This window comes from Planococcus sp. 107-1, from assembly GCF_021513255.1.
Taxonomy (GTDB): domain Bacteria; phylum Bacillota; class Bacilli; order Bacillales_A; family Planococcaceae; genus Planococcus.
The window spans coordinates 1,794,533-1,812,962 of the sequence record NZ_CP090977.1 but is presented as its reverse complement, the minus strand read 5'-3'; the positions used below and the strand labels follow the sequence as shown (position 1 = coordinate 1,812,962).

Genomic DNA, 18,430 nt, shown 5'->3' with positions numbered 1-18,430 from the left:
CCTATATTTCGGGAAAACAAAAATAAGAATGGGAGATTTGAGCAAAAGGAGGCAGACCTTGATGAAACAGATCTTGATGCTCAACAGTTTGCCGCTTGTGAATTTTGAAGGGGATGAAGGGAATAAAAACGCTGGAAACCAAACGCTCTACAATACGCTAAAAGGCTTTAGCGACCAAGGCTACCATGTAACGATGCTGACGTTTGCTGATGTCCCGAAACAAAGTATCCCTTTTCCGAATATCCTGGTGAAGCGATCGCGGTATTATGATGCATATAAATCCTTGAAGCGTCTAAATTTAGTGAAAGACCATGCGGAAGCGGACCGGACAGAAGCGACGTTTTTTGCGAAGTTCTGGAACCGCATGGCTTACCGGGAGGGATTGGAACTCGCAGCTGAACTGGAGCCGGATCTTATGTATGGTTATGAAATCTACAGTACCCGTGCCGCTAAAAAGCTCGCAGGTAAATTAGAAGTTCCTTGCGTCACCCGTTTCCAAGGAACCGAGCTTGGACTTCTGCTGGACAGCCCGAAATTTGATGATGCCCATGATTACATTAAAGGAACTGCAGTTGATGCGGATTTGATCATCATGGCGAATGACGGAACGGACGGTGATAAAGTATTGGAACGATTGGAAATCAATCAAAATAAAGTCCGTTTCTGGCCGAATGGTCTGGCTGATAAAGAAAAATACGTGAGCTATCAACGGGATGAGCATTACGCAATGAACATGCATTTGCCTGAAGACGCCTTTATCATCTGTACCGCCAATCGTTTTGTGGATTGGAAACGGCTGGACCGCCTTGTGAAAATGATGGGCTATTTAGAAGAACTTAAGCCAACCGCTCATTTAATAGCGATTGGGGATGGACCTGAAAAAAGCCGGTTAATTGAGATGGTCCACGCAAAAGGGGTGAAGAATATCCTTTTCCTGGACGCGATGGATCACGAAAAAACCATTGGCCATTTAGCGAATGCCGACCTCTACATCACATTGAATGAAAGCGGAAATCTGGGAAACTCGATACTGGAATCACTGGCTCTTGGGACGGCCGTCTGCACCTTGAAAAATGATAGCGTCTGTAAAGTATTGGAAGATGGATTCAATGCTATTTTATTGGATGAAATCTATGAAACGTTCATTGCGGAGCGTTTGGCTGAATGGATGGACCACGAAGAACTGCTTCGAGGACTAGCGGCAAATGGTCGGCGTTATGCGAAAGAAAAACTGCTTTCCTGGCCAGAACGCATGCAGCTCGAAATCCATGAAATCGAAAAGCTTTTCGATTAAACTTTTACGGCCATTGCAAGTGGATACTATAATAGAAGAAAGGGGGACGAGAAGATGCCTTTAGAAATTGTGAGAAATGACATCACAAAAATGCATGTAGATGCCATTGTCAATGCGGCCAATAGAGAACTTCGAATGGGCGGCGGCGTGTGCGGTACGATATTTAATGCTGCTGGGGCTGCCCAGTTGCAAAAAGCCTGCAACGAAATCGGCTATTGCCCGGTCGGTGAAGCTGTCAGTACAGAGGCCTTCGACTTGCATGCCAATTACATCATCCATACAGTGGGGCCAATCTGGCACGGAGGAAAGGAAAATGAAGAAGGCCATCTCCGGTCTTGCTACGCAAATTCGCTGGAACTTGCCCATTCCTTAAATTGTGAATCGATCGCTTTTCCGTTAATTTCTTCCGGCATCTACGGCTACCCAAAAGAACAGGCTCTGCAAGTCGCCATTTCGGAAATCCATCGTTTCTTAATGAAGCCGGACCATGAAATACTCGTTTTTCTTGTCGTCTTTGATCAAGCATCGTTCGGTTTCAGCGGAAAACTGTCTCAATCGATCCGCAATTACATCGACGAAAATTACGTAGAACACCAGCAGCTAAAATACGCTCGAAGCCGCCGTGTTTTAGAAGAAGTATCCTACTCAACCGAAGAACGGTCTACTGCTGTCCATCAAACAGTTGAGGGATTAGAAGAGGCCCTAAGCCGAATAAAAGAAAATTTTTCGGACAAACTTCTTCAATTCATTGACGAAAAAGGAATGACGGATGCACAAGCTTATAAAAAAGCCAATATCGATCGGCGATTATTTTCAAAGATCCGAAACTCGCCAGGGTATACACCGCTTAAGAAAACCGTTTTTGCATTTGCTATTGCCTTAGAACTGGACCTCGAGGAAACTGCAGAACTATTAGGAACGGCCGGGTACGCTTTGTCCCATAGCCATAAATTGGACGTCATCATTGAATATTTCATAATCCAAAAAATATACAACATCCATGAAATCAACGAAGCTTTATTTGCCTTTGACCAGCCTTTGCTTGGTGCATAATTGTCGCTTCAAAAGCGACCAAACGATTTCCGGTAAAGGTTACTCTTTAGGTATCACCTGTGAAGAACAGGCAGACTAAGGAGGAGACCGATATGAAAAAAGGAAGTACGGAAATCGTTTTTATTCTCGATAAAAGCGGTTCAATGGCAGGGCTTGAAAAAGACACAATTGGGGGCTTTAATGCTTTAATTGAAAAGCAGAAAAAAGAAGCGGGAGACGCAAAAATAACCACCATTCTCTTTAACCACCAGTATGAGTTGCTGCATGACCGCATTGCAATCTCGGGGATCGCCCCATTAACGGAAAAAGAGTTTGAAGTCGGCGGCACGACCGCTTTACTGGATGCTGTCGGTTCAGCCATCCAAAAGCTGGTGAATGTTCAAAAACGGACAAGCCAGGAAGAACAAGCGGAAAAAGTCATGTTTGTGATCACGACAGACGGCATGGAAAATGCCAGCTGTGAATACGACTACGCAAAAATAAGAAAAATGCTTTCTTTTCAAAAAGAAAAGTTCGGCTGGGAATTTATCTTCCTCGGTGCCAACATCGACGCAGTCGCGACCGCCAAAAACTTCGGAATCAGTGAAGACCGGGCTGTAAATTACCACGCGGATGATAAAGGGACAGAACTGAATTACCGCGTATTGAATGAAACCGTCAGTTCATTCCGGCAAGGAAGAAAACTGGATCAGAACTGGAAGAAGGATATCGAAGCTGACTTTAGCAAGCGCAGCAGACAGTAAATTCAAGGTAAATTGTCCGTAAACGTATGTTTCACAAACTGAACGTTCGTAATGTGTTTTGACACGTTTACGAACGTTTTTTTAGTCGTTTTCAAGCATTTTTAAAGCGTTCGTAAAAGTGTACTTTTACGAACGCTTTTTTGTACATCTTTAAAATCAATCCTATTGGATTTCCTTGTTGCAATTTTTCTGTTTAGTAAACGATATAGGCATTTTAAAAAATTTCCCAGCGAATTTTGCTTTAATATTTTGTCTTTAAACCTCTTTTTTCGTTTAGTTTCATGGATTTAGGATAAAGGAATAATATGTATTGTTGCCTTTTAAGGCTAATGGGAATGAAGGAGTTTATCATGACAGCCTGCCTATGGGCTTTAGTCTTAATCATTGCGGCCTGGGGAGCCCATTGGGGAGCCGAACAGTTAGTGAGACCGCTTAAAAACCTCCGCAAACAGTGGGGCTTAACATCTTCCGGCGGGGCCGCTCTGCTCGCTATCGTTACGGCCAGCCCGGAAGTGGGCATCAACGTGACCAGTGCGCTTACCGTTAATGCCGAAATCGGCTTGGGCAATCTATTAGGTTCCAATATTATTTCCATTCCGCTGATGGTGAGTATTGCTTATTTTGTCACGAGAAAAACGTTCAAGGAAAAAGAAAGTAATTTAAATTCCAAAACGAAGGATCATCAGCACCACTTGAAGGAACATATCCTGTATTTGGACCAAAAAACAGTCACGGTTCTCGTGCTGCCTTATTTAGGGATTCTGGCGTTAGTGGCACTACTGACGATTCCTGCACCTTGGCGTGGCCTGCAGCCGTTGGATGCATGGATTATGCTGGGTGCGTACATCGCTTTTCTTGCCCAGGCGATTTTTAGAGGGCGCGGCCGGAAAGAGAAAGTCGAGTGGAACAAAAAGCATATCTGGCTGTCAGTAGCTGGGGCCGGAGCTATCGCTGTTGGCGCTTATTTCATTGTCACGGCGACAGAAAACATGGTGGCCGCATTCGGCATTTCAAAGGTAATCGGCGGCTTGTTCATCACGGGGATCATGAGCACGGCTCCTGAAGTATTTAAGACATGGAGCGTTTCAAGAAGCGGGCAAGTGACGGCTGGCACAACCAGTGTGATTGCCGACAATGCCATCACCATGACGGTCGCTTTTGTCTCATTGGCACTAGAAAGCGTACCGATTGAAAATTTTCAGCTCTATTGGGTAAACTTTCTGTTCGTCGCCCTTATGCCTGCTTTGTACACTGCTTTTGTCAGCTGGGGAGGCAAGGAGCCGGGTTTCAAACGCTGGCAGGTTAGCTTTTGATGCAAGTTATCTGGTTTACTTGGCGGTCATACTGCTGGTGATTTTTAATGTGATATAACGGGATCCATATCGTCATTTCATAACCTTGCACAATAAAAAAGGAGGAGTTGCAGGTGGGTAGCGAACATGGCCATAGCCACGGAAGAAATAAAAAAACCTTGATGATCGCCTTTCTTATTACAACTTCCTATATGATTGTAGAAGCGGTGGGCGGTTTTCTGACTAACAGTTTAGCCTTAATTGCGGATGCTGGTCATATGCTGAGCGATTCTATTTCGCTGGGAATCGGCTTTTTGGCCTTTACGATCGGCGAGAAGGCCGCCGATCAATTGAAAACCTATGGCTATAAACGGTTTGAAATACTGGCGGCTGTCTTCAATGGGGTAACCCTTGTGTTAATTGCCGTCTACATTTTTTATGAAGCTTACCATCGTTTTGCCGATCCGCCAGACGTTGCTTCAACCGGCATGTTAACGATAGCGGTAATTGGCTTGCTGATAAATATTTTGGTTGCCTGGATTTTAATGCGGGGCGGCGACACAAAAGAAAATTTAAACCTTCGTGCAGCTTTTCTCCATGTGCTGGGCGATTTACTAGGATCTATTGGTGCCATCACAGCGGCATTGCTCATCATGTTTTTTGGATGGGCGTGGGCTGATCCATTAGCCAGTGTCATTGTGGCAGTGCTCGTTTTAGTCAGTGGCTGGCGTGTTACAAAAGAAGCCATTCATGTCTTAATGGAGGGAACGCCGAAAAATGTGAGTATCGATGAAGTGACGGCAGCTATCGAAAATATACCGGGTGTGAAAAATATCCATGATCTGCATGTGTGGAGTATCACCAGCGGGAAAAACGCATTATCCGGACATGTGGTCATTGAGGAGGGGGTCTCTTTCAGAGATAGTCAACTTATATTGAGGGAGATTGAAGAAACACTGGCAGAACAAAAAATCGGGCATGTCACAGTCCAGCTCGAAACGTCAGAGCATCCCCATAAAGATTCGATTATGTGCCAAGATGACAAAGAATCGGGGAAGGCGGAACATAACCATCATTAGCTTGGAAATGGCGTTATGCAGGCGAGGTATTTAAACCATCCTTATCGAGAGAATTGATTGAAATAAAAGAATAATGCTAATGCAAAGAGGAACGAATTGGCCGTTCCTCTTTTTTTCTTGTCTTTTAAACCCGCTTTTCTGGATCTCTGATTTTTAAAGATTCTTTTACTCTTTTTTGTTGGTAAAAAACCTTCGACCATAAATAGAGTGCTAAACCAACAAACAAAATGGGCATTTGCCAGCCAGTTATATCATTAACGAAAAAATCATAAATAGACCAAAGTAACAACGCTCCACTGTAAAAGAGAAATCCATAAGTAGAAGCGTGATCCTTCTGCTCCTTCTTTGTTCGATCCATTTTATTTCCTCCTTCAATTTAAATGAATAGTTAAACGCTTATTTGAGTTAATATCGTCGGAAGCCGAAGAGGATAGAAAACAGTATTTCTGTTAAACAATATCTGATTATCCACTGTCTAACTGTAATACACTTATCGTAAAAATCAACTGACTTTTATGTCTTTTTAGAGAAAAGGGATTGCGGATTTACGACTGGATCTTGTTTACAAGTGAATTGTATCCAGTTTTTTGTTCAATCTTCACAATATCGTTGAAACTTTTTAGCAGATTCGTGTGTTTACGCGATTTTACATAGAAGCAGAGCCACGTGTTTGATAAACTGAACCAAATGTAAGGAAACAGTTTGTCCTTGCCGAAGGAGGAAATTGAAGTGAAACTGAAATGGATTTCAGTCGTGTTAATAGGAGTATTGCTTTTCAGTCTGGTTACATCAACCGCGGCCGCAGAAAAACAAGCACTGCAGGATGAGATTATATACGATCTCTTGGTCGACCGTTTTTTTAACAAAGGAATTCAAAATGATATTCAGGTGGATTCTTTAAATCCAAATGCATTTAGCGGAGGGGATTTTGCAGGTCTCAGCAGTGAAATGCAATACATCAAAGATATGGGGTTTACCATGGTTTCCATCGGTCCTGTCTTTTCCGCCAATTCTTATGACGGAAAAGAAGTGCTGGATTACCAGCAGCTGGAACCCCGGTTTGGAACGGAGGAAGAATGGCAGGAAGTCATCGAGAAAGTGCATGAGTTGGACATGAAAATTACAATTGATCTTCCCACGCAAAGGGTTAGCAATGACCATATGTGGCGGGAAAGTAACCCGGAGTGGTTCAGCGAAAACGGGGATGGAACGGTTGCGCTGGACACCAGCAATCCGGAAGTGCAGGATCAGTTGATTGATCGTTTCAGTACTTTTGTCAGCAAATACAAGATTGATGGTATTCGTTTGCAGACGGCTGACGAACTGGACCCCTTTTTATCGAACGGTTTTCTCAAGAAATCAAAAGTATTCGTGACATTTATATATTGAGTGACGTTGCCATGGATTCTAATCCGGGGCTGGATGCAGTTGTCATGCCGGGTGTTGAAGAAGCACTCCGGAACAGTTATAAAAATTTTAACCCGGATTCATCAGTTTCCCCTGACTTTTGGGAAAAGGCGGAGGGGAACCTGACTCAAGTCGATTCTCTTTTAAGCTCCCGCTTTACGGCCGATGTAATAAAAGAAAGAGGGTTTCCGCCAACACGCTGGAACTTATTAATGTTTCAGTTATTGACCATGCCAGGCATCCCGGTTATCCAATACGGTTCTGAAATCGCGATGAATGGAACAGCGGCGCCTGAAACCCATCCGATTTTGGACATGGGAGTAGATAAAGAATTAATAGATCACATTACCAATTTAACTTCCCTTCGGAATGAATCGAAAGCGCTCCGGACAGGAGATATGGAAGTGCTGCATGAAGAAGAGGGGTGGCTTGTTTATAAGCGTTCAAATGAAGAAGATACATGGATTATTGCCATCAATAATTCTCCCTCTACAAAAAGCTTAACTCTGCCAGCCAGTGTAATTGGCGATGATAAAGAACTGCGCGGCTTATTTGAAAACAATATTGTCCGGCAGAATGATGATGGCAGTTACCAACTAACATTGGACAGAGAATTGGGGGAAGCTTTTAACGTCATCGAGCAAAAAGGTTTCAATCAAGCTTACATTGCGGCGTTGATTGTTCTATATGTCACTTTCTTGACTTTTTTATGGGCAGCATGGCGAAGAGGGAAGAAAAGGGCTGCAGTAAGGAAAATGGGAGTTGCCAGTCAGTGAAACGGAAGAAATTTAAATAAATTTAACAGAAGATCCGATCTTTTCCGATCAGCAACTCAAATGTCTCAACCACATAATTGATAGAAAATATTGCCTGAATATGTTTCTGCATATTCAGGTTTTTTGCTTGAAATAATTTGCGTTCCACATTGAAATTGTGAAAAATGGAAGCCTTCATTAAAAATTGTAGAGAAAGGAACAGTTATCAAGAGCAAATGTGGGAATTAAAGCCAAAAAAATTTCAATTAAAAAGTTGAATTGTAAAGTTATTGTAATAGAACTAAAGGGTTCGGGTGATACAATATAACAGCTGGAGTTTTATAAAGCATTCTAATCAAGAGGAAATTCAACATATTCAAGGTATGGGGTTTCACTATTGAAGAGTGTTAAAAATAGAGAGAAAAAGCTATATTCTGAGAGGGGAACATGAACTTGAAATCAAAATGGATGTTAACCGGTTTATCGTCTGTATTAGCGTTGTCGATTCTAGTTCCGACAGCGAGTGCTGATAAACTGAGCGAACTTGAACAAAAGAAACAGGAAATTGAACAAAGACAAAGTGAGTTAAATTCAGGCATTCAAGAAAAAACAAGCGAAATTACCGAAAATCAATCCAGTCTAGAAAAGATCATGGCTAAAATTACTGAATTGAACAATAAAATTCAGGAGACGGAAGGCAAAATTAACGCCGTACAAGCTGAAATCGATCAAACGAAAGTGGAAATTGACGAATTAAAAGTATCGATCGAAGAACTTGAACGTAAAATTGCTGAACGCACAGAATTGTTGCAGGAACGTGCCCGTGCCATTCAATTGAGCGGCGGATCAGTTGATTATATTGATGTCTTGCTTGGAGCAAGCAGTTTTATTGATTTTATTGACCGTTTCTCAGCAGTTAATACCTTAATCGAAGCGGACCGTGAAATCATGAGAGAACAAGCAGAAGACAAACAACTTCTCGCTGAACAAAAAGCGGAAGTGGAAACAAAACTTGCCGAGCAAGAAGAACGTCTTGCTGAATTAGAAACCCTGAAAGCTTCGCTCGACGACCAGAAAACCGAAAAAGCCGGTTTTGTAAAAGAATTGCAAGCTGAACAAGAACGTTTAGCAAGTGAGAAATCCATTTTAGAGGAACAACGTACCGAAGCCATTGACATTAGCGCGGAATTAGAAACACAAATTATGAATGAACAGAAACGTCTAGCAGAAGTGGCAAGAAAAGCTGAAGAAGCGCGTCAGCGCAAATTAGCGGCTGAAAAAGCGGCTCAAGAAAAAGCAGCTGCAGAACAAAAAGCTAAAGCTGCCAAAGCCAACGTTGCAAAAACGCCACGTGTGAAAACAGCAAATGGGAAAAAGTCTGCAAACACAAATTCATCAGTCAAATCTTATCAAGCCCCTGCAACATCTATGGGTTCTCCGTTTATCCGTCCAACAACAGGCAGAAACACCTCCAATTTTGGATGGCGTGATATTGGAGATGGACCTGAATTTACCGCAGGTATGGACATTGCCAATGTTCCAGGAACAGAAGTTAAAGCAGCAGCCGACGGCTACGTTTCAAGTGCTCGTGTAATGGGGGGATTAGGAAATGCCGTTGTCATTACTCACTCAGTCAACGGACAAACGATGACCACGGTATATGGTCATTTGAACTCTATTGATGTTTCGGTTGGGCAGAAGGTATCCCAAGGTCAACGTATTGGCGGAATGGGAAATACGGGACGCTCGACTGGACCACACCTACACTTCGAAACTCATATCGGAATATGGAACGGTTCAAGTTCCAACGCCGTCGATCCACGTAATTATATTGGGTCTTAATAAAGCAGCTGACATCACGAGAGGTGTCGGCTGTTTTTATGTAGTTGCTTTTATAATTATTGATTTCCTTTTAAATAAAGGGGTAATTTCTGAGGTAGACTGAAGGCGAAGGCGGGTACATAAAAGTGATTCGACATTTAAAAACTTATCACATCATTAACTTGACTTTTTGTTGGAGTCGGATAGTACTTTCGGTAGAATAAAGCGAGATGGAAGAATGGAGGCGCTGAAATGAAGTTTTTTTCTTTGGCAACTTTGCTGAGTGTGATTTTGTTGCTTTCTGCATGCGGCAGTTCTGCAATTGAGGATTTTTCATATACCGATCATCGAGGAGAAAGGGTGTCTTTGGAAAATTTAAATGGAACACCGTGGCTGGCCACGTTCGCTTTCACCAGTTGCGAGACGGTTTGCCCGCCGATGATGTTCAATATGACCGAGATTCAGGAAGAATTGAAGGCCAATGGTATTGAAGAGTACAAAATTGTTGCATTCAGCGTAGACCCTGCCGTAGACAAGCCCAAAAAACTGCGACAGTATTTGTCGCAGTTTTCGGTTCCGGATGAATCGAAGTGGCATTTGCTGACGGGGTACACGCAGGAACAGATAGCGGAGTTTGCCAGCGAGAATTTTAAATCGTTCGTCAAAAAGGAACCGGGCAGCAATCAAGTCATCCATGGTACTTCTTTTTATTTGGTTGACCAGGAAGGCGAAGTGGCAAGCAATTATGACGGCTTTAAAAATGTACCCGTGGATGAGATACGAAAAGACCTTGAAAAGTTGATTGAAGAGCCATGAACAACTGGTCATAGCTGCTTTCAGACTGGATGTAGTGTTAGCCCTAAGCTACTTTAACAAGTAAAAAATCTTAATAATGACGAAAAAGCCGCCGATTCAGTGACACTTGAATCGGCGGCTTTTTCGTTCATGCTGCTGTTGATGCCCATGAATTCTGTTCAGGCGTTCAGCTTGCTGAGATTAATATTTGCTTTTCATCAGGCGAAGGGAGTTCAATACCACGATTAACGTAGCACCCATGTCCGCAAAGATGGCCATCCAAAGTGTCAGCCATCCTGGAATGATTAACAGCAAAGCCAGTACTTTTAACCCTAATGCAAAAGCTACGTTTTGGTAAATAATCGTCAAAGTTTTTCTGCTAAGGCCAATGGTGTAAGGCAGTTTATCCAAATCATCTGCCATGAGAGCAATATCAGCCGTTTCGAGTGCTGTGTCCGTGCCGGCGCCGCCCATGGCAATCCCGACCGTGGAGCTCGCTAATGCCGGGGCATCATTCACTCCGTCACCGACCATTGCGACCTTGCCGAACTGCTCCCGCAGCGATTTGATGGCAGCTAATTTATTTTCAGGCATCAAATCTGATTTGACATCAGATAAATTGAGCTGGTTGCCGATGGCGCTGGCGGCAAGCTGATTGTCGCCGGTTAACATGATCGTCTTTTGGATACCCAAGTCATAAAGTTTTTGAATGATGGTGGAACTGCTTGGTCTAATTTGGTCCGCTACCGCGATATAGCCTTTGATTTCGCTGCCGGATCCCAACAGCATCACTGTTTTGCCAGCAGCCTGAAGAGTTTCCACTTCTTTTTCGATGTCAGCGGATACTTTCAGTGTTTCTGCAAAAAGGTTAGGGCTGCCAATATAGAAAACTTCCCCATCAATTTCTGCTTTTGCACCTTTGCCGGTAATCGACTGGAAATTTTCCACTTCGACTAAGTCGACATCGGAATTTTCAGCTTTCCGCAAAATAGCTGAAGCTAACGGATGCTGGGAGAGCTTTTCAATGGATGCCGCCGTTGCTAAAATTTCTTCAGTACTCATCTTGGATAAGGAAACGATATTTGTCACTTCCGGAGTGCCTTGAGTGAGCGTACCGGTTTTATCGAATGCGATGACATTTAAGCGGCCGGTTTCTTCTAAATGAATCCCGCCTTTGATCAAAACACCGTTTCTCGCAGCATTCCCGATTGCTGTCACAATGGCTACAGGTGTCGAAATGACGAGGGCACAAGGGCAGCCTACTACCAACACGGCGAGTCCGCGGTAAACCCATTCATTCCATACGCCTCCCAAAAGAAGAGGGGGGAGCACTGCAACCAACAGGGAAATTACTAATATAGCGGGTGTATAATATTTCGCAAATTTATCCACGAATTGCTGAGAGGGAGCGCGTTCTGCCTGCGCTTCCTCCACTAAATGAATGATTTTCGCAATGGTGGTATCTTCGGATCTCTTTGTGACACGTACTTCCAAAGCGCCTTCTTCATTGAGCGTTCCAGCGAATACTTCATCTCCAATGACTTTATGGACAGGGACGGATTCACCGGTGATGGCTGCCTGGTTAATTGATGAAGTGCCTTTGGCCACTTCTCCGTCCATTGCCAGTTTCTGACCCGGTTTGATGATCATGATGTCACCAATCCGGATGTCGTCCACATCCACTTCCAATTCTTGCGATCCGCGTTTGATGGTAGCCGTATTCGGTGCGATGTCCATGAGCGACCGGATGGAGTTTCTGGCCTTGTCCATGGAATACGTTTCCAATGCTTCACTGACTGCAAACAGAAAGACGACGACTGCGCCTTCTCCCCATTCACCAATGATTGCTGCACCAATGACGGCGATGGTCATCAAAGTGGCCATATCGAATTGCAGTCTTACCAGATTTCCCAGTCCTTCTTTAAAAAGACTGAAACCGCCGATGAGGATCGCCAGAGCAAAAAGCCCAATGGTGGCAACATGTTCCTCACCAACTTGGATTGAAGAAGCATAACCGAGAATGAGGAAAAGCAAGGAAACCAAGGTCGTTTGATTTTCCCGCTTTTTCCAGAAAGGCTCTTTTGTTTCCGTTATCCGCTGTTTTTCCGGATACACCCGGATGCCGTCGAAAGATCCTGCCTGTTCCAATTGTTCGATGGATGCTTCGCCTGCAACAGTGATTTTCGAAGCGCCAAAATTCAATTTTACATCTTCAACGGTAGGAATTTCCCGGATGTTCTTTTCGAATTTGGCGGCACAGTTCGTGCAGGACAGATTTTGCAGTTGATAAACGTTCTGGTTTTCACTCATTTGTATCGATCCTCCTCAGCGTGCTCGCAGGCGATTCGGACAAGCTGATGCACATGGTGATCCGTCAGCGAATAAAAGACCAGCTTGCCTCTCTTCTCATAGTCCGCCAATCCCATATTCCGTAAGTAGCGAAGGTGATGGGAAGCGGTAGCGGTTGTCGTTCCTAAAATATTCGCCACATCACATACACAAAGCTCTTTTTCCAATGTTAATGCATAAGCGATTTTTAAACGCGTAGCGTCTGAAAGTGCTTTGAAAATCAATTCCGCCCCGCGAATGCCGACAAGTTTGGGCTGGACTCGTTCAATTACTTCTTCGTCATAACAAAAGGTTTGGCAAGTATCGTGCTTTTTACTGATTTCCATTTCATTCAATGTGTCCACCTCATTCAAATGCTCGTTTGATTATATTCAGTGTAGGAAAAATTCATTGCTTTGTCAATTCTAATATTCAAAGCATTGTTTTAATGTTAACGGATACTTGTTAAAATGAATAAGGTGTAAAAAACACTGGAAACATTGAATGAATATCCATTAAGTTTTTGTTGAGTACGTAATTATTAGAGAAGGGAGTACGAAAATGAAGAAAATTCTGTTGCTAACCCTATTTATTTTATTGCTGTCGTCTGCTGTCGTTTCCGCCCACACAGCACTGGAAGAGAGTTCACCCGTTGACGGAGAAACAGTGGCCGAGGAACCTCGGGAAATTGTGCTGGAATTCAATACGAGCCTGGAGGAAGCGAGCTCTTTTACAGTAGAAAATGCTGAAGGAGAGGAAATTCCTTTTGGAGTTACGATAGAAGATCAAAAAATGATTGGAACACTAGGGGCTGCCATGGCAGATGGGGAATATACCGTCAACTGGAAAATCATTGGAGCCGATGGGCATCCGATTGAAGGAACGTATGCCTTTACAGTGAAGACCGAGGAAGAAACGGTTCCTGCGGAAGAGAATGAGGAGACAGCGGATCCTGTCTCTGAAGATCCGGAGCAAGAAACAGCGCCTCTGCTTGAAGAACAGCAAACGGATCAAGAAGAATCCTCCAACGCACCATACGTGATGGTGATTGTGCTAATGGTTTTGGCGGTAATTGCCGTGGGAACATTGATGTGGGCAGCGAAGAGAAGGGAGAACTAAATGATTTGGATTTACACGACTGAGACACTGCTCTATCTTTGCTTTTCGCTCTTGATGGGCTCTTTGCTGATCCATTTGGTTCCAGAGCATCGGAAGCCCGATTTAAAAATTAGCAAACGTGTTCTACAAATTTCCATTTTAGGAATTACTCTCTTGTCAGCGGCCCCCGTCATTCGGTTGGTTTTGTTTTTATACGAAGACATCGGACTCATGCTGACTATCCAAAATGTCATTGGGGAATTCGAGGTGGGGCAGGCTTGGTCGCTAACCGTTTGGGTGTCGCTCTTTTTCTATCTTTTTGTTTCGATCGTTCCTGTTTTTAAAAGCAAGGTATTCATCGGAATCTCCCTAGCTTTCACCTTTACTCTGCTGATGGCCTTAGGCTGGGGAAGCCATTCTGCTTCTTTGACGGACTGGAGTGGTTTCGTTTTTCATACACTGCACTTTACGGCAGTGACTGTTTGGGTGGGAATCTTACTTATAGTCAGCTGGTTTTCCATTGGATCTCAGAATTGGCTGGCGTTTCTAAAGTGGTTTACACCCGTCGCAATCAGTTGCCTTGCGGTTATCATTGGATCCGGAATTTTCATCATGACCTTGGCCGTTGATGTGGCAGACTACCAAGATGCTTGGATGATGCCTTACGGCCAAGCGATTTTACTGAAACATTTGACGGTTATTCCTGTTTTGCTGTTTGCTTTCATTAACGGCATCCTGATCAGGCGGAAGCTGCAACGCGGAGAGGAGACCAATCCAATACCGTGGACAAAAGCGGAAAGCCTGGTGCTACTTCTTGTTTTTGCTGCAACAGGGGTATTGGGCCAGCAAGAGCCTCCTCATTCCATTGAATCTTTCTTGAGAGGGAATGGCGCATCGAAGCTTTTTGTTTATTTCCATACCGGTCCGATTGACCCTGCCATGCACCTGCAATTTGAATTAAATCTGCCGGGTCTTTTATTTTTACTGCTGGGAGCTACCTTTGGCGGTCTCGTTGTTTTCTGCTTTAAGCAGAAAGTGCCTGCCTATATTTCGCTGCTGATGGGGCTGTTCTGTATTTTATCGTTCTATGTGGGATTAATGACAAGCATTCAATAAACAAACCAATACAGGAAAGAGGTTGAATATGGAAAAGAAAAATAAGAAGAATCACCGATCCGGGATGAAATGGATGGTCCTGGCAACTATTTTAGTAGTTGGGGTTCTGGCCGTCATTGTGGTTTTAACGAATCAGCAACAAGCACCGGCTGTGAAAACAGCGCAGATTGATATAAGCGGCCAGCCAACTCTTGGAGAAAATGATGCGCCTGTGAATGTTGTAGAATTCGGTGACTTCAAGTGTCCATCGTGTAAAGCATGGGGAGAAACGATTTATCCCCAATTGGTTGAAGACTATGTCAATACAGGAGAAGTGGAGTTTGCTTACATCAACGTCTTCTTCCACGGAAATGAATCGATTTTAGGTTCTTTGGCTGCAGAATCGGTTTTCCAGCGCAATCCCGAATCGTACTGGGACTTCCATAAAGCGCTATTTGCGGACCAACCGGCCGAAGACCATGATACCGCCTGGATCACGCCGGAAAAAATCCTGGAAGTGGCGTCAGAGTTTCCTTCTATTGACCAAATACAGCTACAGGAAGACATGGAACAAGTTGCACAGCAAGAGGAACTTGAAACAGATGAGGCATTGGTGGAAGAAGCAGGCGTTTCCCAAACGCCCACCATTGTCGTCAATGGCCAACAACCTGAAGATCCGTTCGATTACGACGCAATAAAAGCCTTAATCGAGCAGGAATTGGCGGGTGAAGAATAATGGAAGAAACAAAGACGGAATCTCGAATAAGTAGCCTGTTGCTTTACGGGGCATGGTTTGTCTCGCTGATCGCGATGCTTGGCAGTCTGTACTTTAGTGAAATTGAAGGTTTTATACCATGTGAACTTTGTTGGTATCAACGGATTTCCATGTATCCACTGGTCCTGATTTTAGGAATTGCCACATTCAAAAATGATTTGAAGGCACCTCAATATGTTTTGCCTCTGTCTCTTTTAGGAGGAAGCATCTCTGTCCTGCATTATTTGGAACAGAAGGTCCCGGGATTCGGAGGGATCAAACCTTGTGTCAACGGCGTTCCGTGCAGTGCGGAGTATATCAACTGGATGGGATTCATTACCATTCCATTTTTGGCTCTGATTGCGTTTGTACTGATTACGACTGCTATGCTGATACTGGCATTAAAAAAACCAAATGCTTGATCTTCGTTCGTTTTCAATAATTGTTTCTCTAAATGATGAAGATGTACAAGAGCGATTGGCCAAACTAATTAAGAAAAAATAACATTACGGAATTAATGGGAGAGGGGAGGCAGGAAAAGGACAATTTACTGCTTGGAGGAGCGACATGAGACACCGTTTTGCTTTATATACGGCTTACATGACCGTATTCGCTCTGGTTTTAGGAAATTTAGTTGTGGCAACAAATGCTGGAGATGCTTGTGGAACAGATTGGCCGATATGCAATGGAAAAATTATTCCTGATTTTACACAATATAAAATACTGATTGAATATTCCCATCGCGTATTTACTAGTTTATTAGGATTTGTAATTCTGCTTAATTTTATATTTGTGTGGAAAAGAAAATATCCAAACGAATCTTCAATTAAAGTATGGGCGCTGCTCACCATGGTCCTACTGTTAGTCCAGTCACTGGTTGGCGCGCTGAATGTAATGTGGGGGACACCACCCGGTTTTACCACAATCGACGTGACCATCAGTCTGTTTCTGTTAATGAGCACCGTTTTTTTAGCAACAGCGTTACAGCGCACTCGTATCCGCTCAAATGAAAAAGCCCAGGCGGAAAACAGCCACTATCGCATACTTATTACGCCGGCGTTTTGGGCGTTCAGTCTGTTTTTCCTGGAAATCATTGTAGGGGCTTTCTTCAAACACAGTGGAGCCAGCAAAATCTTGCACGACATCGCTGTCAACGAATTACTGATAAGTTCGGCTTCCCTCTCACAATTCATTTACAGCGTTCATGGAATAAGTAATGCAATCATTCTGATTAGCGCAGCGTATTTGATGTTCTGGTCCATCCGTCGCTGTGTACTTGTTAAAGAGTCGGTTTCATTTTTCGCACTCCTAGTTTTAAATGGGGTAACAGGCTACTTAACGCAAATCTCAGGACTCCAAGAATGGGCTTCCTCCTTGCATATGATTGTTGTCATCGTAACCGTGTTTCAAGGGGCATATCTACTTTCAAAATCTTATTTTGGTCCCTACTATATAAATCAGTCAGCAACGGACGGAATTTAAGCGTCTGATTAATCTGTTTACATGCAAGTTTCGGTAGAAAATAGGAGAGAGCATACGTTTCAGCACCATCATCAATTCCTATCCAACTCAATATGAAACGATAGGCACAATTAATACGCAGGGAGGTGTCCACATGGCAGAGGTTAGTTTATTCCTTGCGTTCGGCGCAGGACTTTTATCGTTCATTTCTCCTTGTTCCCTTCCTTTATACCCGGCTTTTCTATCCTATATTACCGGAGTTTCAGTCAATGATTTAAAAGCAGGAAAGGGAATGATGAGGAGCACCGCTTTAATTCACACGGTTTTATTCTTAATCGGGTTTTCCATCATTTTTTTAGCGTTGGGCTTATCAACTTCGCTTATTGGGAACTTTTTCTTGGAATATCAAGTCCTTTTACGACAACTGGGCGCCATTCTCATGGTATTTTTCGGTTTAGTTTTAACAGGCGTTTTAAAATTTGATTTTTTGCTTTCGGATAAGAAAATCCAATTTCAGAAAAGGCCTTCCGGATATGCCGGTTCTGTCCTGATTGGCATCGGTTTCGCAGCTGGATGGACGCCGTGTACCGGTCCCATACTGGCGGGCGTTATTGCGCTCGGCGTAGCGGATCCGGACAGGGGCCTTCTCTACATGCTGTTTTATGTCCTCGGATTTTCGATTCCCTTTCTCCTGATGTCGTTATTTATTGAGAAAATGAGTTTCTTGAAGAAAAGAAGTGCTCTTTTCATGTCAGTTGGCGGGGCACTGATGATCCTAATGGGTGTTTTACTCTACTTTGACATGATGACTGAAATTATCAATTTCCTTTCGCAGTTTACGGGTGGATTCACTGGATTTTAATAGACCGGATTTCAAGCATCTAGAAAGGGCGTGACACTGCATGGCTACTAAAAAGAAGAAAAAGAAGAATCGCTTGGTGATGAGGACAAGTATTTTGCTTGTCATGGCAGGAGCTATTGCCTTCACCATTTACAACGGGGTAACAAAGGAGAAAAGTGAATTGCTGCAGGTTGGAGATGCGGCACCCGACTTTACGTTGACTGATTTGGACGGGGAACGGCATCAGCTGTCTGATTATAAAGGGCAAGGGGTGTTCGTGAACTTCTGGGGCACTTGGTGCAAACCATGCGAAAAAGAATTTCCGCTGATGGAAAAACAGTATCAAGTGTATAAGGACCAGGGTGTGCAGATACTGGCCGTCAACATTGCCCAGTCGGATTATGAAGTGAGGCAATATGCCGAACAGCGGAATTTGACGTTCCCGATTGTCATCGATAAGGATAAAAGCGTGATGGAAGCTTATAACATTCGCCCTCTTCCTACTACGCTCCTGGTTAATCCTGAAGGAAAGATAACGAAGATCATTACCGGAGAGATGTCTGAAGAGGATATTGTCAGCTACATGGAAGAAATCAAACCTGAATAAGGAGATT

The 18,430-nt window shown here is 43.6% G+C and carries 19 protein-coding genes; 16 read left to right on the top strand and 3 right to left on the bottom strand.

Translation table 11 applies throughout. The features are described from left to right. Positions 1–61 precede the first annotated feature (61 nt). The 5 genes from L0M13_RS09560 to L0M13_RS09540 all read left to right on the top strand — a co-directional run bounded on the left by L0M13_RS09560 (position 62) and on the right by L0M13_RS09540 (position 5,461). On the top strand, positions 62–1,294 hold the full coding sequence (locus tag L0M13_RS09560) for a glycosyltransferase family 4 protein (protein ID WP_235196280.1): 1,233 nt from the start codon (positions 62–64) through the stop codon (positions 1,292–1,294). Between the two features lie 54 nt (positions 1,295–1,348). Continuing rightward, the gene (locus tag L0M13_RS09555) at positions 1,349–2,347 is read left to right on the top strand and encodes a macro domain-containing protein (RefSeq protein ID WP_235196279.1); all 999 of its coding nucleotides are present in this window, start codon (positions 1,349–1,351) and stop codon (positions 2,345–2,347) included. Between the two features lie 92 nt (positions 2,348–2,439). Continuing rightward, positions 2,440–3,090 carry a vWA domain-containing protein gene (locus L0M13_RS09550; protein ID WP_235196278.1) on the top strand — a complete coding sequence of 217 codons (651 nt, stop codon included), beginning with the start codon at positions 2,440–2,442 and terminating at the stop codon, positions 3,088–3,090. Positions 3,091–3,440: 350 nt separating this feature from the next. Continuing rightward, the gene (locus L0M13_RS09545; protein WP_235196277.1) at positions 3,441–4,403 is read left to right on the top strand and encodes a sodium:calcium antiporter; all 963 of its coding nucleotides are present in this window, start codon (positions 3,441–3,443) and stop codon (positions 4,401–4,403) included. 113 nt (positions 4,404–4,516) lie between these two features. After that, the gene (locus L0M13_RS09540) at positions 4,517–5,461 is read left to right on the top strand and encodes a cation diffusion facilitator family transporter (RefSeq protein WP_260107220.1); all 945 of its coding nucleotides are present in this window, start codon (positions 4,517–4,519) and stop codon (positions 5,459–5,461) included. Positions 5,462–5,585: 124 nt separating this feature from the next. Here L0M13_RS09540 and L0M13_RS09535 read toward each other — a convergent pair whose 3' ends face one another. Beyond that, positions 5,586–5,819, bottom strand: a complete 234-nt coding sequence (locus L0M13_RS09535; protein WP_235196276.1) for a hypothetical protein — start codon at positions 5,817–5,819, stop codon at positions 5,586–5,588. A 371-nt stretch (positions 5,820–6,190) separates the two neighbouring features. On the opposite strand from L0M13_RS09535, the gene L0M13_RS09530 reads away from it, so the two are divergent. From L0M13_RS09530 to L0M13_RS09515, 4 genes are all read left to right on the top strand, one after another. Next, positions 6,191–6,850 (top strand): alpha-amylase family glycosyl hydrolase, encoded by a 660-nt coding sequence (locus tag L0M13_RS09530; RefSeq protein WP_235196275.1) that lies wholly within the window; start codon positions 6,191–6,193, stop codon positions 6,848–6,850. 11 nt (positions 6,851–6,861) lie between these two features. Beyond that, complete coding sequence (locus tag L0M13_RS09525) at positions 6,862–7,644, top strand: alpha-glucosidase C-terminal domain-containing protein (protein ID WP_235196274.1); 783 nt, start codon at positions 6,862–6,864, stop codon at positions 7,642–7,644. A 426-nt stretch (positions 7,645–8,070) separates the two neighbouring features. Then, positions 8,071–9,465 (top strand): murein hydrolase activator EnvC family protein, encoded by a 1,395-nt coding sequence (locus tag L0M13_RS09520; protein ID WP_235196273.1) that lies wholly within the window; start codon positions 8,071–8,073, stop codon positions 9,463–9,465. Between the two features lie 231 nt (positions 9,466–9,696). Continuing rightward, entirely contained in the window at positions 9,697–10,260 is a 564-nt protein-coding gene (locus L0M13_RS09515) for an SCO family protein (RefSeq protein ID WP_235196272.1), read from the top strand. A 180-nt stretch (positions 10,261–10,440) separates the two neighbouring features. Here the strand turns inward: L0M13_RS09515 and L0M13_RS09510 are convergent, their stop codons facing one another. Beyond that, complete coding sequence (locus L0M13_RS09510) at positions 10,441–12,549, bottom strand: heavy metal translocating P-type ATPase (RefSeq protein WP_235196271.1); 2,109 nt, start codon at positions 12,547–12,549, stop codon at positions 10,441–10,443. Next, complete coding sequence (locus L0M13_RS09505) at positions 12,546–12,914, bottom strand: ArsR/SmtB family transcription factor (protein ID WP_235199298.1); 369 nt, start codon at positions 12,912–12,914, stop codon at positions 12,546–12,548. Before L0M13_RS09505 ends, L0M13_RS09510 begins: the two co-directional genes overlap by 4 nt. 214 nt (positions 12,915–13,128) lie before the next feature. On the opposite strand from L0M13_RS09505, the gene L0M13_RS09500 reads away from it, so the two are divergent. The 7 genes from L0M13_RS09500 (at position 13,129) to resA (ending at position 18,423) form a co-directional block, all read left to right on the top strand. Then, on the top strand, positions 13,129–13,686 hold the full coding sequence (locus L0M13_RS09500) for a copper resistance CopC family protein (protein ID WP_235196270.1): 558 nt from the start codon (positions 13,129–13,131) through the stop codon (positions 13,684–13,686). A 54-nt stretch (positions 13,687–13,740) separates the two neighbouring features. Then, the gene (locus L0M13_RS09495) at positions 13,741–14,781 is read left to right on the top strand and encodes a copper resistance D family protein (RefSeq protein WP_235199297.1); all 1,041 of its coding nucleotides are present in this window, start codon (positions 13,741–13,743) and stop codon (positions 14,779–14,781) included. A gap of 28 nt (positions 14,782–14,809) precedes the next feature. Then, positions 14,810–15,496: a DsbA family protein gene (locus L0M13_RS09490; protein ID WP_235196268.1), complete on the top strand. Its 687-nt coding sequence runs from the start codon at positions 14,810–14,812 to the stop codon at positions 15,494–15,496. After that, a complete protein-coding gene (locus tag L0M13_RS09485; RefSeq protein ID WP_235196267.1) occupies positions 15,496–15,936 on the top strand; it encodes a disulfide oxidoreductase in 441 nt (146 codons plus the stop codon). Before L0M13_RS09490 ends, L0M13_RS09485 begins: the two co-directional genes overlap by 1 nt. Positions 15,937–16,081: 145 nt before the next feature. Further along, entirely contained in the window at positions 16,082–16,996 is a 915-nt protein-coding gene (locus L0M13_RS09480) for a COX15/CtaA family protein (protein WP_235196266.1), read from the top strand. A gap of 133 nt (positions 16,997–17,129) precedes the next feature. Next, on the top strand, positions 17,130–17,837 hold the full coding sequence (locus L0M13_RS09475; RefSeq protein WP_235196265.1) for a cytochrome c biogenesis CcdA family protein: 708 nt from the start codon (positions 17,130–17,132) through the stop codon (positions 17,835–17,837). Positions 17,838–17,877: 40 nt separating this feature from the next. Next, positions 17,878–18,423, top strand: coding sequence for a thiol-disulfide oxidoreductase ResA (resA, locus tag L0M13_RS09470; protein WP_235196264.1), 546 nt, complete (start codon positions 17,878–17,880; stop codon positions 18,421–18,423). The last annotated feature ends 7 nt before the right edge of the window (positions 18,424–18,430 follow it).

Bases quoted from the DNA above. Each gene is read 5' to 3' on its own strand.
- L0M13_RS09560 (WP_235196280.1), top strand. From the start codon at position 62: ATGAAACAGATCTTGATGCTCAACAGTTTGCCGCTTGTGAATTTTGAA.
- L0M13_RS09555 (WP_235196279.1), top strand. From the start codon at position 1,349: ATGCCTTTAGAAATTGTGAGAAATGACATCACAAAAATGCATGTAGAT.
- L0M13_RS09550 (WP_235196278.1), top strand. From the start codon at position 2,440: ATGAAAAAAGGAAGTACGGAAATCGTTTTTATTCTCGATAAAAGCGGT.
- L0M13_RS09545 (WP_235196277.1), top strand. From the start codon at position 3,441: ATGACAGCCTGCCTATGGGCTTTAGTCTTAATCATTGCGGCCTGGGGA.
- L0M13_RS09535 (WP_235196276.1), bottom strand. From the start codon at position 5,819: ATGGATCGAACAAAGAAGGAGCAGAAGGATCACGCTTCTACTTATGGA.
- L0M13_RS09525 (WP_235196274.1), top strand. From the start codon at position 6,862: ATGGATTCTAATCCGGGGCTGGATGCAGTTGTCATGCCGGGTGTTGAA.
- L0M13_RS09520 (WP_235196273.1), top strand. From the start codon at position 8,071: ATGAACTTGAAATCAAAATGGATGTTAACCGGTTTATCGTCTGTATTA.
- L0M13_RS09515 (WP_235196272.1), top strand. From the start codon at position 9,697: ATGAAGTTTTTTTCTTTGGCAACTTTGCTGAGTGTGATTTTGTTGCTT.
- L0M13_RS09510 (WP_235196271.1), bottom strand. From the start codon at position 12,549: ATGAGTGAAAACCAGAACGTTTATCAACTGCAAAATCTGTCCTGCACG.
- L0M13_RS09505 (WP_235199298.1), bottom strand. From the start codon at position 12,914: ATGGAAATCAGTAAAAAGCACGATACTTGCCAAACCTTTTGTTATGAC.
- L0M13_RS09500 (WP_235196270.1), top strand. From the start codon at position 13,129: ATGAAGAAAATTCTGTTGCTAACCCTATTTATTTTATTGCTGTCGTCT.
- L0M13_RS09495 (WP_235199297.1), top strand. From the start codon at position 13,741: ATGGGCTCTTTGCTGATCCATTTGGTTCCAGAGCATCGGAAGCCCGAT.
- L0M13_RS09490 (WP_235196268.1), top strand. From the start codon at position 14,810: ATGGAAAAGAAAAATAAGAAGAATCACCGATCCGGGATGAAATGGATG.
- L0M13_RS09485 (WP_235196267.1), top strand. From the start codon at position 15,496: ATGGAAGAAACAAAGACGGAATCTCGAATAAGTAGCCTGTTGCTTTAC.
- L0M13_RS09480 (WP_235196266.1), top strand. From the start codon at position 16,082: ATGAGACACCGTTTTGCTTTATATACGGCTTACATGACCGTATTCGCT.
- L0M13_RS09475 (WP_235196265.1), top strand. From the start codon at position 17,130: ATGGCAGAGGTTAGTTTATTCCTTGCGTTCGGCGCAGGACTTTTATCG.
- resA (WP_235196264.1), top strand. From the start codon at position 17,878: ATGGCTACTAAAAAGAAGAAAAAGAAGAATCGCTTGGTGATGAGGACA.